The organism is Xanthomonas sp. NCPPB 1068 (genome assembly GCF_041479385.2).
Lineage (GTDB): Bacteria > Pseudomonadota > Gammaproteobacteria > Xanthomonadales > Xanthomonadaceae > Xanthomonas > Xanthomonas cannabis.
The window spans coordinates 3,823,376-3,839,023 of sequence record NZ_CM192986.1; the positions used below are offsets into that span (position 1 = coordinate 3,823,376).

The 15,648-nt window shown below is 65.9% G+C and carries 10 protein-coding genes and 1 riboswitch; of the genes, 6 read left to right on the plus strand and 4 right to left on the minus strand.

Annotated elements, in window-relative coordinates:
* Positions 1 to 47 precede the first annotated feature (47 nt).
* The 4 genes from ACCQ12_RS16230 to ggt all read right to left on the minus strand — a co-directional run bounded on the left by ACCQ12_RS16230 (position 48) and on the right by ggt (position 8,910).
* Positions 48 to 2,390 carry a winged helix-turn-helix domain-containing protein gene (locus tag ACCQ12_RS16230; RefSeq protein WP_372382243.1) on the minus strand — a complete coding sequence of 781 codons (2,343 nt, stop codon included), beginning with the start codon at positions 2,388 to 2,390 and terminating at the stop codon, positions 48 to 50.
* A 423-nt stretch (positions 2,391 to 2,813) separates the two neighbouring features.
* Complete coding sequence (gene thiC / locus ACCQ12_RS16235) at positions 2,814 to 4,691, minus strand: phosphomethylpyrimidine synthase ThiC (RefSeq protein WP_372382244.1); 1,878 nt, start codon at positions 4,689 to 4,691, stop codon at positions 2,814 to 2,816.
* 92 nt (positions 4,692 to 4,783) lie between these two features.
* Positions 4,784 to 4,881, minus strand: a riboswitch (TPP riboswitch).
* Between the two features lie 403 nt (positions 4,882 to 5,284).
* Positions 5,285 to 7,123: a methyl-accepting chemotaxis protein gene (locus tag ACCQ12_RS16240; protein WP_166749239.1), complete on the minus strand. Its 1,839-nt coding sequence runs from the start codon at positions 7,121 to 7,123 to the stop codon at positions 5,285 to 5,287.
* Between the two features lie 77 nt (positions 7,124 to 7,200).
* Positions 7,201 to 8,910, minus strand: coding sequence for a gamma-glutamyltransferase (ggt, locus tag ACCQ12_RS16245; RefSeq protein WP_372382245.1), 1,710 nt, complete (start codon positions 8,908 to 8,910; stop codon positions 7,201 to 7,203).
* Between the two features lie 481 nt (positions 8,911 to 9,391).
* Here ggt and ACCQ12_RS16250 point away from each other — a divergent pair, with 481 nt between their 5' ends.
* From ACCQ12_RS16250 to ACCQ12_RS16275, 6 genes are all read left to right on the plus strand, one after another.
* The gene (locus tag ACCQ12_RS16250; RefSeq protein WP_372382246.1) at positions 9,392 to 9,526 is read left to right on the plus strand and encodes a hypothetical protein; all 135 of its coding nucleotides are present in this window, start codon (positions 9,392 to 9,394) and stop codon (positions 9,524 to 9,526) included.
* A gap of 48 nt (positions 9,527 to 9,574) precedes the next feature.
* Positions 9,575 to 10,576: a ketol-acid reductoisomerase gene (gene ilvC / locus ACCQ12_RS16255; protein ID WP_184438382.1), complete on the plus strand. Its 1,002-nt coding sequence runs from the start codon at positions 9,575 to 9,577 to the stop codon at positions 10,574 to 10,576.
* Positions 10,577 to 10,620: 44 nt separating this feature from the next.
* Positions 10,621 to 12,342, plus strand: a complete 1,722-nt coding sequence (gene ilvG / locus ACCQ12_RS16260) for an acetolactate synthase 2 catalytic subunit (RefSeq protein ID WP_372382247.1) — start codon at positions 10,621 to 10,623, stop codon at positions 12,340 to 12,342.
* On the plus strand, positions 12,326 to 12,583 hold the full coding sequence (locus ACCQ12_RS16265; protein ID WP_166752157.1) for an ACT domain-containing protein: 258 nt from the start codon (positions 12,326 to 12,328) through the stop codon (positions 12,581 to 12,583). The genes ilvG and ACCQ12_RS16265 overlap by 17 nt, the downstream gene beginning before the upstream one ends.
* A 138-nt stretch (positions 12,584 to 12,721) precedes the next feature.
* Positions 12,722 to 13,792: a threonine dehydratase gene (locus ACCQ12_RS16270; protein ID WP_228888285.1), complete on the plus strand. Its 1,071-nt coding sequence runs from the start codon at positions 12,722 to 12,724 to the stop codon at positions 13,790 to 13,792.
* A complete protein-coding gene (locus tag ACCQ12_RS16275) occupies positions 13,789 to 15,351 on the plus strand; it encodes a 2-isopropylmalate synthase (RefSeq protein WP_047696942.1) in 1,563 nt (520 codons plus the stop codon). The genes ACCQ12_RS16270 and ACCQ12_RS16275 overlap by 4 nt, the downstream gene beginning before the upstream one ends.
* Positions 15,352 to 15,648 lie beyond the last annotated feature (297 nt).

Genomic DNA, 15,648 nt, shown 5'->3' on the forward strand with positions numbered 1-15,648 from the left:
TTCCGACGAAGGTGTGCCGAAATCGATCCGAAGCCTTTCCGAATAAATTACGAGGCGACTTTTCTCAATATCGTCAACAAGTTGGATATGAAGCCGACAGAGACTGACGAACGTTCGGGCAGTGCCATATAGGCGATCGAACTGCCGTCCTCTTCCGCCAGCGCGACATACATCGCGCCGCTGCGCTGGTCGAGGCTGAAACCGTTGATGGTGGTGAACTTCGCTACGTCCAGGCATTGCGCATGCTGGCTGCGCAGCTCGCTGTCATGCGTCGCGCAACTGTCACTGGACGACAGGTAGTGCACCTGGCCATTGGCTCCGGGCGCCCAGCTGCGATACCGCCAACGCGTCGGCTGCTGCGGGTCCACCGGCCGCAGCGTATCGGCCGCCAGCGTCGGCGCGATCTGCCACAGCCCGCCGCCACTCAGATGCGTGAACAGCACCTGCCCGCTGACCCGGTCCAGCCGTAGCTGCGACACGTCCGCCAGCGTGGCCAGCGCGCGCCACGGCGTACTGCGGCGGTCGTACAGCGTGGCGAAGGTGTGGCCATCGTCGGCCGCAGCCACGACCAGCAAGCGATCAGGATCGGGAAGATGGATCGCCTGCAACGGCCGCGCCTGGGGCACCGCAAGGCGCACGGCCTTGCCAGTCCCCGGGGTCACTTCGAACAGCGCCGCATGCCCGTCGGCATCGCTGCCGCTGACCAGCACCTTGCGCGAGTCGGCGGACCAATCCGCCGCCTGCCGCGCATCTGGCCGCAGGCCTTCGATCAGCCGCACCGAGCTGGGCTGGGTGACGTCGCCCCACCACAGCCCATATGCACCGGAGCGGTTGGAGGCGAAGATGAGTTGGCGACCGTCCGGCGCGATCATCGGCTGGTCATCGCGCCCGCTGGAGGGAAACAGGCGGCGCCGGATGTAGCCGCCATTCATGGGGTCATGAATGACCTGATACACACCAAACTGCGGCTTGCGCTGCACGAAGACCAGGTGGTCGTGCGCCACGTCCGGCGCCTGCGCATCGTCCACGCCCAGGTCATGCAGGCTGCGATCGACCAGATCCAGCCGATACAAACGCGCCTCGCTATCCACGCGGCGCCCGAATACCAGCCCGCTCCCGTCGCGTAACCAGCTCCAACCGCGAATATCGGCATTGTCATGCGTCAACCGCTCGGCGGTGCCGCCCTGCGCAGGCATCCGCCACAGGTCGCCAAGCTGCGGGTTGCGCAGGAATACGATCCACTGCCCGTCCGGGGAATAGCGCGGCGCGTAGTCGAAGTCGCCCGGCTCCGCGCTGTAGCGCAGCGCCTGCCACTGCCCGGTGTCCAGATCCAGGCGCCGAATCCGCGCGCCCTCCTGTGCGCCGGTCATGCTGCCGAACAACAACGCACGCCCGTCGGGCGACCAGCTGAAACTGAGCATGTCCGCGCCATCGCAGCGGACCACCTCGCGCGCTGCGGCCGGGCCGCTTGCCGCCGCAATCATGACCCTGCAGCTTCCATCCGGAGCCTGCCTGGAGAACGCAATCTCACGGCCGTCCGGCGACCACGCAGGCAGGCGATCGGAGATGCCGGGCGCCGGTGTTTCCAGCACGCGCGGGTAGGCGTTGTCGGTCGTCTTGACCAGGATCGACGTCCCCGGACGATCGCTGGTCAACGATGCATACGCGACCATGCGGCCGTCCGGCGACAGGCTGGGAGTGAGATCGAATCCGCCGCCTGCGGTAATCACCTGATACGGTCGTTTGGGGCTGCCCGGCACCGCGCTCGATGTCGCCACCGGGTCGGCCGGCACATGCAGCCAGAGCGCGCGCAGCGCCAGCCCGAGCACCGCCAGCAAGGCCACACCCGCGATCGCCAAGGCCATCCAGCGCCGCCACCGCGGCGTCATCGCAGCAGCGCGCAAAGATGGGCCTGCCGCCGGTGCGGGAACAGGGATGGTCGGCGCTGTTGCACTCACGCGCGCTGCAGGCGCGGGCAGCGCTGCATCCAGAACTGAGGGCGCCTGCGCATGCGACGGCGATTGCGCGCCAGGCACCTGCGCCACCAGCGAGTCACTCTCCGTCTCCCACGCCACCGGCGCCATCAGCCGATAGCCGGTCTTGGCAATCGTTTCGATGTGCTCCGAGCGCTGGCTCCCATGAGTGGCCAACGCCTTGCGCAGCTGCGTCACCGCCTGGGTAACCACATCGTTGGTGGGCAAGGTATCGGGCCACACGTCAGCGAGCAGCTGCTCACGCGTGACCACCTGCCCCGGCTGCCGCGCCAGGCTCAGCAAGACCGCCAGGGATTTGGGCGCCAGCCGCGCCACACGTCTGGCTCCGGGCGCATGCACTTCGCGCGAGGCAACGTCGACCACGCACGGGCCGACACGCAGCCGGCCAGAGGGCATTGCAGTAACGGGAGGAACACTCATCGGCAAAAAACACGCATCGGCATGCAAGGACAACAAAGGACGCATCACGCAATCCGCGCGAAACGCCAAATTCAGCAAAGGACCACGACCAACTGTGTCATGCATCCATTTGTTGCAAATTTTACCCTATGCCCCGTTGCTTCCTATGACAGGCGGCGACGTCAGGCTCTCTCTCTCTCGCCGACGAATTCAAATAACGACGATGTTCCCTTCGCGCCTTCTGGCGCGATTTTTTTATCTGCGATTCAGGTAGAAGCGTCAAGAGCCTTGTGTTGTGTAATCGCTTGCAGCGCGATCGCACCATGGCACTTGCGCACCACGATGCGATCTGCGCGCGATAACCTGAATTCCTGCTAAGCGACCTCGTCGCGCGAGCCAGGCGGCGGGAGCCTGGCGGCATCAGGACGCGCGATACACCTGTGCGCCCTGCGCCAGGAACTGCGACGCCTTTTCTTCCATGCCGGCCGACAACGCGTGCTCGGCGCCCATGCCGTGCTCGGCCGCGTAGTCGCGTACGTCCTGGGTGATCTTCATGGAACAGAAGTGCGGCCCGCACATCGAGCAGAAGTGCGCCAGCTTGTGCGCGTCCTTGGGCAGGGTTTCGTCGTGAAACTCCCTGGCCTTTTCCGGATCCAGCCCGAGATGGAACTGGTCGTCCCAACGGAATTCGAAACGCGCCTTGCTCAGGGCGTTGTCGCGCACCTGCGCCCCGGGATGCCCCTTGGCGAGGTCGGCCGCGTGTGCGGCGATCTTGTAGGCCATGATGCCGTCGCGCACGTCCTGCCGGTTGGGCAGACCCAGGTGCTCCTTCGGCGTGACGTAGCAGAGCATCGCCGTGCCGAACCAGCCGATCATCGCCGCGCCGATCGCACTGGTGATGTGGTCGTAACCGGGCGCGATATCAGTGGTCAAGGGCCCCAGGGTATAGAACGGCGCTTCGCCGCATTCGCGCAACTGCTTGTCCATGTTCTCCTTGATCAACTGCATCGGCACATGGCCCGGGCCTTCGATCATGGTTTGCACATCGTGCTTCCAGGCCAGTTTGGTCAACTCACCCAGCGTTTCCAGCTCGCCGAATTGCGCCGCGTCGTTGGCATCGGCAATACAGCCCGGGCGCAGGCCGTCACCCAACGAAAACGCCACGTCATAGGCCTTCATGATCTGGCAGATGTCTTCGAAGTGCGTGTAGAGAAAATTCTCTTTGTGATGCGCCAGACACCACTTGGCCATGATCGAGCCACCACGCGAGACAATACCGGTGACGCGTTTTGCGGTAAGCGGCACGTAGCGCAACAGCACACCGGCATGGATGGTGAAGTAATCCACGCCTTGCTCGGCCTGCTCGATCAAGGTGTCGCGGAAAATCTCCCAGGTGAGCGCTTCGGCGCGCCCGTCCACTTTTTCCAGCGCCTGGTAGATCGGCACCGTGCCGATCGGCACCGGCGAATTGCGGATGATCCACTCGCGCGTTTCGTGGATGTGCTTGCCGGTGGACAGGTCCATCACCGTGTCGCCGCCCCAGCGGATCGACCACACCAGTTTTTCCACTTCTTCGGCGATGCCCGAAGACACCGCGCTGTTGCCGATGTTGGCGTTGATCTTGGTCAGGAAATTGCGACCGATGATCATCGGTTCGCTTTCCGGGTGATTGATGTTGTTGGGCAGAATCGCGCGGCCGCGTGCAATCTCGTCACGCACGAATTCCGGCGTGATGCGCTGCTGGATCGCCGCACCGAACGACTCGCCGGGATGCTGCTTGCGCAAGATCGCATCGGTCACCGCCTCCAACCGCTGATTTTCACGGATCGCCACGAACTCCATCTCCGGCGTGATGATGCCGCGCCGTGCGTAATGCATCTGGGTGACGTTGGCGCCTTCCCGAGCCACGCGCGGCAGACGACGCGCCGGGAAACGCACCGCATCCAGCCGCGCATCGTGCTCGCGTCCGCGCCCGAAGCTGGAACTCAATCCATCCAGCGCCACGGTATCGCCGCGCTCGGCAATCCACTGCGTGCGCAGCGGTGCCAGACCGGCAGCCAGATCGATGGCCGCCTGTGGGTCGGTGTAGGGCCCGGAGGTGTCGTAGACGCTGAGCGGCGCATTGTCTTCGCCACCGAACAAGGTGGGCGTGCGCGTCAACGCAATCTCGCGCATCGGCACCTGCAGATCCGCGCGCGAGCCTTGCACGAAGATCTTGCGTGAGCCGGGAATCGGCTGAGTCACAGCCTGCGACAGCGACTGGGCTTGTTGCTGCAAAACGGTGGGCGCGGCATTCATGGCATTCGTCCTGTGTGCTGGCCCTGCGAAGGAGTCGCAGTGCGGACGAAGCGGCGGCGCTCAACACTCAGGTGCCCGTGCAGGCACGGACCCTCGCATCTAACGAAGCTTCCCTACGCCGGTATGAGCCGGATCAGGTTCGAAGGGACTATCTCAACCGCAGCGCGCTGCGGTACCCCCACTTCGGCGGCGATTAAACCACATCGCCTGCGCTCACGGCGCGCGCGCAGCTTTGCGGGAGGGACTGACGAGAAAGCGCATCCGCAGGGAGGCAGCGTTCACCCCGTTAACCGGATGAGGCGTAGCCAGCTGGACGCGCTTGTTGTTGCCGAACGATCCCGGACGGCCGGCGACCATGATTCGCGATCGGCAGCAGTCTGAATACGAAGCGACCTTGCAGATCACCAAGAGCTGAACAGGACGCTTGGTGCCTGCTCGCTGACATGCGCAGACATTTCCGCGGCACACCGTGCAACTAGCCTGCCGGCACTACAACAAGAAACCTGCTCTCTCTCCCTGCCGCCGATTCCGGCGGCTTTTTTTAGGTTGCCGCGTTCACGCACGGCAGCCAGGGTCCGGCCGGATGCCGCCGGTCACTCCAGCGTGTAACCCACCCGCAGGCCGCCCCAGTGCTTGCGATCGACGAAGATCGGGGCCGACAGGTCGAACATGATCTGACCGGTGTCGCGGCGGTAGACCTGCAGGCGGTACGGGTCGGTGTGTGCGCCGACGCTGCGGCCGACGCGGTCAGTGAACTTGCGCTTGGTGCGGTTGCCGACCAGGTCGCGCTTGGCATCGCCGGTCAGCGCTTGGGTGAAGCGCAGGTTGTGGGTGGGCACGTAGCCGTCGGGATTGGCGCAGATGGCAAACACGATCCACGGGTGCGCATCCAGCAGCGGCTCCTGCAACGGCGGCAACACCTGATCGCAGAGCGCGTCGAAGTCGGTAGTGAACTTGGGCGGTTCGACACCGGCGATCGGCGTGTAGGTACGGGCAAACAATGCGGCTTCATCGATCTGGCCGCGCGCAATGGCCTGCGCCAATGCCGCCCCGATCTTGCCCGCGGTGGCTACGGCCAGCTCCTTGACGCGCGCGTGCCGGGGCACCTGCAGCGGGTCGGCCGGCAACCGGAACAACCCCACGCAGTCGCGCAGGGTTTCGGTACCGCGCTCCAGCGCTTCGCTGCGTTCGGCCACATGCGCGGCGTGCTGCAGGTTGCTGCGGCCCAGGGCCACCACGCCATCCACGGCGCGCTCGATGCCGCGGATCTCGCCGTCCTGCGCCTGGATGCGCCCGGCCACCGTGGTCATCGCGCTGCTGGCCTGCCCAAGCACGCGGGTGATGCCGTCGAGCACCGCTTCGGTGCCGCGCGCAGAGGCCGCGCCCTCGCCTACTGCGGCGCTGGTTTCGGCGAGGATGGCGCGCACGTCGCGTGCCGCCGCTGCGGCGCGCTCTGCCAGGCGGCGGATTTCGGTGGCGACCACCGCAAAGCCGCGCCCGGCATCGCCAGCATGCGCCGCTTCGATGCTGGCATTGATCGACAGGATGTTGGTCTGGAACGCCACCGAATCGATGACTTCGATGACCTCGCCGGCGCGCGCGGCCCGGCGCTCCACTTCGTGCATGGCCTGGCCCAGCGCGTGCGCCGCCGCCACGCCCTGCCGCGCACTGTCATCGGCACTGGCCGCCAGCGCGATCACCTGCCCCAGCTCGGCATTGACGTCGTGCAGGCTGGACGAAAGCCGTTCCACCGCCATGCGCGCGCCGTCCAGCGCTTCGGTCTGTGCTTGCGACTGGCGCACCATGTCGTCGTTTTCGGCTACCAGCGGCGGCACTTCAGCGGCGATCTGCACCGACAGCGCCACAGCCTGCCGGATCGCTTCGGCCAGATTGCCGAAGCCGGCCTGCAGCCGGCGTCCCATCTCGGTCTCCGCCAGGCCGGGCGGCAACAGCAACTCCAGTTCGCAGCCGGCCAGCGCCTGCGCGGTGCGCTCCAGCACCGTACGATCTTCATGCTCGGCCTGCAGGCGCGCCACCAACGGCTGCAATAGCGGCGAAATCGGCACCGGGCGGCTGTCATCGGCCAGGCGGGTGGCTTCGCGCAGCAGGATTGCGGTTTCCACGTGCGGCAGCGACAGCATCCAGCCGCCGTGCGCGCGCTCGCGCACGTAGCGCACGCGCCGCGCCGGATCGTCGCCCGGTGCCGCCCAGACGCCCTCTTCGCCGACCAGATCCGCTGCGCTCAATCCCCACAGCACCGATGCCGGCGCGCCCTGCAGCTCGCCGGCGGTCTTGCCCAGTACATCAAGGCCGGCGCGGTTGCACGCCACCAGACACGCCTCGGCCGAAAGCCGCAGCAGGGCCACCGGCGCGTCGGGAAGCTGGGCCGCCTGTATCTGCGACGGCGGGTCGGGCGATTGCATCGAGCTCATGGGGACTCCTAATCCATCGATAGCATTAGCGGCGCGCCGGGCCTGGAGTTGAGTCGCGCGGCACCGCGCCAGCCCGCTCAATATCCGGCGGCCTGCCCATCCTTGCGGCTTTCCGAGGCGCCGTAGTACACCCCGCTGGCAGGATCGCGCGAGATCGCCTGATAGCCGCCATATGGGCCGTCGGCAAAGATCACCCGGTGGCCCTTGCGCATCAACGCACGGATGGTGTCGTAGGAGAAGCCGGTCTCCAGATTGACCTCGCCACCATCGCTCATCGCCGTGGCCTGGCCGGTCGGCTCGGTGGAGCCTTCATGCTGGATGCGTGGCGCGTCGCCGGCTTCCTGCAGATTCATGTGGAAGTCCACCAGGTTCATCACGATCTGCACATGGCCCTGCGGCTGCATCGCACCGCCCATCACGCCGAAGCTCAGCCACGGCTTGCCGTCCTTGGTGACGAAGGCCGGGATGATGGTCTGGAACGGCCGCTTGCCCGGCGCGTAGCCGTTGGGGTGATCCTTCTTCAGCACGAACATCTCGCCGCGGTCCTGCAGGATGAAGCCCAGCCCCGGCGGCGCCATGCCGCTGCCCATGCCGCGGTAGTTGGACTGGATCAGCGACACCATCATGCCGTCGGCATCGGCCACGGTCATGTAGATGGTGTCGCCCTCTTCCAGTTGCTTGGGTGTGCCCGGCTGTACTTCCTTGAGCGCCTTATCCATGGAGATCAGCGCGCGGCGCTGGGCCGCGTAGTCCTTGGACACCAGCCTGGCCAGCGGTGCGGGCTGGAAGGCCGGGTCGGCGTAGAAGCGCGCACGGTCGGCAAACGCCAGCTTCTTGGCCTCGGTGAACAGGTGCACATGCTCGGCCGAGCCGAACGGGATCTTGGAAAAATCGTAGCCTTCCAGGATGTTGAGCATCTGCAGCGCGGCGATGCCCTGGCTGTTGGGCGGCAGTTCCCAGACGTCGTAGCCGCGATAGTTGGTGCTGACCGGCTCCACCCACTCGCCTTGATGGCTGGCCATGTCTTCGTAGCTCAGGTAGCCGCCATTGGCCTTGAAGTAGGCACCGATGGTGCGCGCGATCTCGCCCTTGTAGAACGCATCGCGGCCGCCGTCGGCGATCTGCTGCAGCGTGTTGGCCAGGTTCGGGTTCTTCCACAGCTCGCCCTTGCGCGGGGCGTGGCCGTCGATGGTGAACTGCTCCTTGAAGCCGGGGTATTGCGACAGGCGCGGTACCGAACGGTCCCAGTAATAGGCAATGGTTTCGGCCACCGGATGGCCTTCGCGCGCGTAACGGATGGCCGGCGCCAGGTTCTGCGCCATCGGCTTGCGCCCGAAGCGCTCATGCAGGGCGAACCAGCCGTCCACCGCGCCCGGCACCGAGACCGGCAGCGGGCCGGTGGGCGGAATGTCCTTCAGGCCGCGACGCTGGAACTCGGCCAGGGTCAGCGACTTGGGCGAGCGGCCCGAACCGTTGTAACCGTAAAGTTTGCTGGTCTTGGGGTCCCACACGATCGCGAACAGATCCCCGCCCACCCCGTTGCCGGTGGGCTCCATCAGGCCCAGCGCCGCATTGGCCGCGATCGCCGCGTCGACCGCCGAGCCGCCGTTCTTCATCACGTCCAGGGCGATCTGGGTCGCCAGCGGTTGCGAGGTCGCGGCCATGGCATGCGGCGCAATGACCTCCGAGCGGGTGGCGAAGGGCTGCCCGGTGATCCGGTCGGCGGCGCCGAGAGGCGGCGCGAGTAGGGCCAGGGCAGACACCAGCAAGACAGGTACGCGACGCATGATCAACAGCTCCCCATGACACGACGGATGAAGGACTCACCATACCAGCGGCCTCTGTCGCGGCGCTCGTTCGATGCCATCGCGCACGGAAAAACCGCGCAGTTGGTGATGTCCGTTGACGATTCCGGCGCGCGGGCGATCCGGTTTCAGCCGCAACCATGCTGCTGTCATGCGGCCTGGCGCACCGCCGGCCGCATGAATGCGGATGTTTCAGCCGCAAGGGTTGACACCTCACCGGCCGCGGTGGTTATCTCAGGCCCATGCCGCACCGCCACACCACCTCGAACGCTCCGATGCCCGCGCCCTTCGGCGTGCCGGCAGCGTCGCTTCTCGTGCTCGTACTTATTACCTCGCCAACCGGTGCGGGACGAGACTTCGTGTAGGCAACAAACACACAAGGCTTCGATCAGACCCCGCGCCGGCAACGGCGCGGGGTTTCGCGTTTCAGGGATCACCAAAAGTTTCGAATGACATGAATGACATGAACGACATCACCAACATCGCCAGAACGTCTTCCAGCAATGCCCGCACCGGTGCTGCTGTCTGCGCCTGCATGTGCGGCGGCGTTGCTCATCCCCGCTTTGCTCAGCCGGCCAGTGTCTGCACTGCCGGCTGATCTCTTTCCACTGCCCATCTCCACTGCCAACCCCGCAAGGACACCTTCATGAGCAACGACATCCAACCGAAAATCGCGATCATCGGCTACGGCAGCCAGGGCCGCGCGCATGCGCTGAACCTGCGCGATTCCGGCTTCGACGTCACCGTCGGCCTGCGTGCCGGTGGCCCGACCGAATCCAAGGCCCAGGCCGACGGCTTCACCGTCGTGGCCCCGGCCGAGGCGGTCAAGAGCGCGGACCTGGTCGCCATCCTGACCCCGGACATGGTGCAGAAGAAGCTCTATGAAGAGGTCATCGCCCCGAACATGAAGCAGGGCGCCTGCCTGTTGTTCGCGCATGGCCTGAACGTGCATTTCGACATGATCACCCCGCGCGCCGATCTGGACGTGGTGCTGGTCGCGCCCAAGGGCCCGGGCGCGCTGGTGCGTCGCGAATATGAAATCGGCCGCGGCGTGCCGTGCATCTATGCGGTGTACCAGGACACCAGCGGCAAGGCCGAGCAGTTCGCGCTGACCTATGCCGGCGGCCTGGGCGGCGCGCGCGCCAACATCATCAAGACCACGTTCAAGGAAGAGACCGAAACCGATCTGTTCGGCGAGCAGGCCGTGCTGTGCGGCGGCGCCTCGTCGCTGGTGCAGGCCGGTTTCGAAGTATTGGTGGAAGCCGGCTACCAGCCGGAAATCGCGTACTACGAAGTGCTGCACGAATTGAAGTTGATCGTGGACCTGTTCTACGAAGGCGGCATCACCCGCATGCTGGAATTCGTGTCCGAAACCGCCCAATACGGCGACTATGTCAGCGGCCCGCGCGTGATCGACGCCAGCACCAAGGCGCGCATGAAGGACGTGTTGACTGACATCCAGAACGGCACCTTCACCAAGAACTGGGTGGCCGAATACGAAGCCGGCCTGCCGAACTACAGCAAGTTCAAGCAGGCCGATCTGGAGCACCCGATCGAAGAAGTGGGCAAGAAGCTGCGCGCCAAGATGGTGTGGCTCAACGGCGAACAGCAGGCCGCCGCCGCACCGGCGAATCAACAGGCGGCGTAACGCCGCCGCATCCCCCACCGCTTAACACCGAAGGTCCGCAACGCATGAACACCTCCGCACACAGCACGCCCCGCAACGGCGCGCGCTGGCTGACGCAGGCCCTGGAAGCCGAAGGCGTGGAAACGCTTTTCGGCTATCCGGGCGGCACCATCATGCCGTTCTACGACGCCCTGGTGGATTCCAGGCTCAAGCACATCCTGGTCCGTCACGAGCAGGGCGCCGCACTAGCCGCCAACGGCTATGCACGTGCCAGCGGCCGGGTCGGCGTGTGCGTGGCCACGTCCGGCCCGGGCGCGTCCAACCTGGTCACCGGCATTGCCGACGCCATGCTCGATTCGGTGCCGATGGTGTGCCTGACCGGCCAGGTCGCCACGCCGTTGCTGGGCACCGACGCGTTCCAGGAACTGGACGTGTTCGGAATGACCATGCCGATCGTCAAGCACAGCTTCCTGGTGCGGCGTGTGGAGGATCTTCCGGAGATGGTGCGCGAGGCATTTCGCATTGCGCGCGAGGGTCGCCCGGGCCCGGTGTTGATCGATCTGCCCAAGGACGTGCAGATTGCCGATGCGTCGCACCTGCCTGAGCACGTGCCAGCGGCCGTGTTGCCGCCGCCGGCACCTGCGGACGCGAAACTGGCCGATGCACTGGCGGCAATCGCCGGTGCCGAGCGCCCGGTGGTCTATGGCGGTGGCGGGATCGCATTGGCCGGCGCAGTGGACGCATTCCGGCGCTTTGTCGAAGCCACCGGCATCCCGACCGCGCTCACCTTGCGCGGCCTGGGCGCGTTACCGCATGCGCATCCGGATTACCTGGGCATGCTGGGCATGCACGGCACCCGTGCGGCCAATATGGCCATCCAGGAATGCGACCTGCTGGTGGTGGTGGGCGCACGGTTCGACGACCGTGCCACCGGCAAGCTGAGCGAGTTCGCCCCGTTTGCGCGTGTCATCCATCTGGATGCCGACGCGTATGAAATCTCCAAGCTGCGCACCGCCGATATCGCGGTGCCCGGCGACGTGGCAACGAGTCTGAAAGCATTGAGTGCGGCGCGTGGCAACTGCCAGGCCTGGCGCACGCGCTGTTTTGCCAACCGCGAAAAATTTGGCGCGCGCTACGACGCGCCCGGCACCGATATCTATGCGCCGGCGCTGCTGAAGCGCCTGAGCGAAGTGGCGCCGGCCGACACCATCATCGCCTGCGATGTCGGCCAGCATCAGATGTGGGTGGCCCAGCATTGCCGCTTCAACGATCCGCGTAATCACCTCACCAGCGGCGCGCTGGGCACCATGGGCTTCGGCCTGCCGGCGGCGATGGGCGCGCAGTTCGCCTGCCCCGACCGCACCGTGGTGCTGGTCTCCGGCGATGGCAGTTTCATGATGAACGTGCAGGAGCTGGTGACCATCGCGCGCTGCAAGCTGCCGGTGAAGATCGTGCTGCTGGATAACAGTTCGCTGGGCATGGTGCGGCAGTGGCAGGAGTTGTTCTTCGCCGAGCGCTACAGCGAGATCGATCTGTCCGACAACCCGGATTTCGCGGCCTTGGCGCAGGTGTTCGGCATCCCGGCCAAGCGCATCATCGCGCGTGGCGACGTGGATGCCGCGCTGGCCGACCTGCTGGCGCAACCGGGCCCAGGCCTGCTGCATGTGGCCATCGATGCGCGTGCCAACGTCTGGCCACTGGTGCCGCCCAACAACGCCAACAGCACCATGCTGGACAGCAACCCCGCATACGCGGCCAAGGAGACGACGCATGCGTTACCGGCTTGATCTGGTGCTGAAGCCGGCCGAAGGCGCACTGGTGCGGGTGATCGGCATGACCGAGCGCCGCGGGTTCCGCCCGTGCGCCATCCAGGGCGCTGCGGCGCCGGACGATGCCGGCCGCTGGCATCTGCAACTGGACGTGGACAGCAGCCGTCCACCGGAGACGCTGCGCCTGCAGCTGGAAAAGGTCTACGACTGCGAATCGGTCAGCATCACCACGCTGGAATCGGTCGAGGCCGCTGCATGAGCACCCAGGCTCCGCGCATGCAGACCTCGCGTGACCACCAGACCGCTGTCCGGAGGTGTCTTCTTCCGGATCGGCCGCGCGCGTGCCGCAATGCCTGATTCCGGCCGCCCCACCACGCAGGAGCCCGACGTAGGCGACGTGGCCGTCAGTGTGGCCGACGTGCTGGCTGCACAGGCACGCCTGCGCAAGTACCTCTCGCCCACGCCGCTGCATTACGCCGAACGCTTCGGCGTGTGGTTGAAGCTGGAAAACCTGCAGCGCACCGGTTCCTACAAGGTGCGCGGCGCATTGAATGCCTTGCTGGCCGGACTGGAGCGCGGCGACGAACGTCCGGTGATCTGCGCCTCGGCCGGCAATCACGCGCAAGGTGTCGCGTGGTCGGCCTATCGGCTGGGTGTGCAGGCCATCACGGTGATGCCGCACGGCGCGCCGCAGACCAAGATCGCCGGCGTGGCGCACTGGGGCGCCACCGTGCGCCAGCATGGCAACAGTTACGACGAGGCCTTCGCCTTTGCCCGCGAGCTGGCCGACCAGAACGGCTATCGTTTCCTGTCCGCCTTCGACGACCCGGACGTGATCGCCGGCCAGGGCACGGTGGGCATCGAGCTGGCGGCGCATGCGCCGGACGTGGTGATCGTGCCGATCGGCGGTGGTGGGCTGGCCTCCGGTATTGCGTTGGCGCTCAAGTCGCAGGGCGTGCGCGTGGTCGGCGCACAGGTCGAAGGCGTGGACTCCATGGCGCGCGCCGTGCGCGGCGACCTGCGCGAAATCGCCCCCGTGCCCACGCTGGCCGATGGCGTCAAGGTCAAGATCCCGGGCTTCCTCACCCGCCGCCTGTGCTCGAGCCTGCTCGACGACGTGGTGATCGTGCGCGAGGCCGAATTACGCGAAACCCTGGTGCGCCTGGCACTGGAAGAACACGTAATTGCCGAAGGCGCCGGTGCCCTGGCCCTGGCCGCCGGTCGCCGTGTGGCAGGCAAACGCAAATGTGCGGTGGTCTCTGGCGGTAATATCGACGCAACCGTGTTGGCCACACTCTTGTCCGAGGTGCGGCCGCGTCCGCCACGCAAACCGCGTCGTCGCAACACCGAGCGGCTTCGCAACGAACGCAGCGTCAAGCCACCCAACCAACCACCCGCTCTTTCCCGCCCATCCGCAGTCGCTTCAACGCCTGTCACCGCCATCGCCGTAGAGGAGTCTTCCTGGTGAACACGAACGTATCCAACCAGACCCCGCGTATCCGAATTTTCGACACCACCCTGCGCGACGGCGAGCAATCCCCCGGCTGCAGCATGACGCCCCAGCAGAAGCTGGTCATGGCGCGCGCGCTGGACGAACTCGGCGTGGACATCATCGAAACCGGTTTCCCGGCCAGCTCGCAGTCGGACCGCGAAGCGGTGGCGATGATCGGCCGCGAGCTGCGTCGCCCGACGCTGGCCGTGTTGTCGCGCTGCCTGCAAACCGACATCGAAACCTCGGCCAAGGCGCTGGAAGCGGCTGCCAATCCGCGGCTGCATGTCTTCCTGTCGACCAGCCCGTTGCACCGTGAGCACAAGCTGCGGATGAGCCGCGAGCAGGTGCTGGAATCGGTACACAAGCACGTGACATTGGCGCGCAGCTATATCAACGATGTGGAGTTTTCTGCCGAAGACGCCACACGCACCGAGGAAGATTTCCTGATCGAGGTCACCCGCGTGGCGATTGCGGCCGGCGCCACCACGATCAACCTGCCCGACACGGTGGGCTTCACCACGCCCGAAGAAATCCGCGGCATGTTCTCGCGGCTGATCGCCAGCGTCGACGCTGCCGACAACGTGATCTTCAGCGCGCACTGCCACAACGACCTGGGTCTGGCCGTGGCCAATTCGCTGGCCGCCATCGAAGGCGGCGCACGCCAGGTCGAGTGCACCATCAACGGTATCGGCGAGCGTGCAGGCAACTGCGCGCTGGAAGAAATCACCATGGCACTGAAGGTGCGCGGTGCGTTCTACAACATCGATACCGACATCAATACCCCACGCATCGTCTCCACCTCGCAGTTGCTGCAGCGCCTGGTCGGCATGCCGGTACAGCGCAACAAGGCGGTGGTGGGCGGCAATGCGTTCGCGCACGAATCGGGCATCCACCAGCACGGCATGCTGCGCCATCGCGGCACCTACGAAATCATGCGTCCGGAAGACGTGGGCTGGGAGTCGTCGCAGATGGTGCTGGGCCGCCACAGCGGCCGCGCCGCGGTGGAACAGCGCCTGCGTGCACTGGGTTACTTGCTGGAAGAAGAAGAAGTCAAGCTGGTGTTCGAGCAGTTCAAGGCGCTGTGCGAGAAGCAGCGCGTGGTCACCGACGCCGACCTGCAGGCGATGATGCAGGACGCCACCGTGCAGGAAGGCTACCGCCTGGCGTCGATGACCATCAGCGATGTGGGCAGCCGTGCGAACGCCTTGGTGGAATTGTCCGACCCGGAAGGCAACCGCGTGGCCGAGACGGCGCAGGGCAACGGGCCGGTGGATGCACTCTTCGGGGCCTTGGCCTCGGCGACCGGCGTGAAGCTGGAGCTGGACAGCTACCAGGTGCACAGCGTAGGCATCGGCGCGGATGCGCGTGGCGAAGCCAGCCTGAGCGTGCGCCACGACGGCGTGGAATACGAAGGCACCGGCACCAGCAAGGACATCATCGAAGCCAGCGCCCTGGCGTGGCTGGATGTGGCCAACCGCCTGCTGCGTCAGCGCGAGCGCGGCGTGATCGCCGGCAAGACCGCGGCGGTGGCATAACACTGCTCATTCGCTGGACGATGCAAACCTGACGGCCGGCAGAGTGATCTGCTGGCCGTTTTGGTTTTGGTGTTCCAACTTTCTTGCAAGTGCGTCGGGCTACTGCGGGCGCGTGCACGTGTACCGGCGTGGGACACGCCGCAAGTACGTCCATGTAGGCTCTGGCGCGGCATCCATGCCGCTCAAGGTCCCACACCGGCACCCGCGCAAGCACCACCAATTGCTATCGGTTGCGGAAAGAAATGCAGAGGGCATGTTGAGCTGAAGGTCCTTGGAGCGTCCATCCTGGCGACGTGA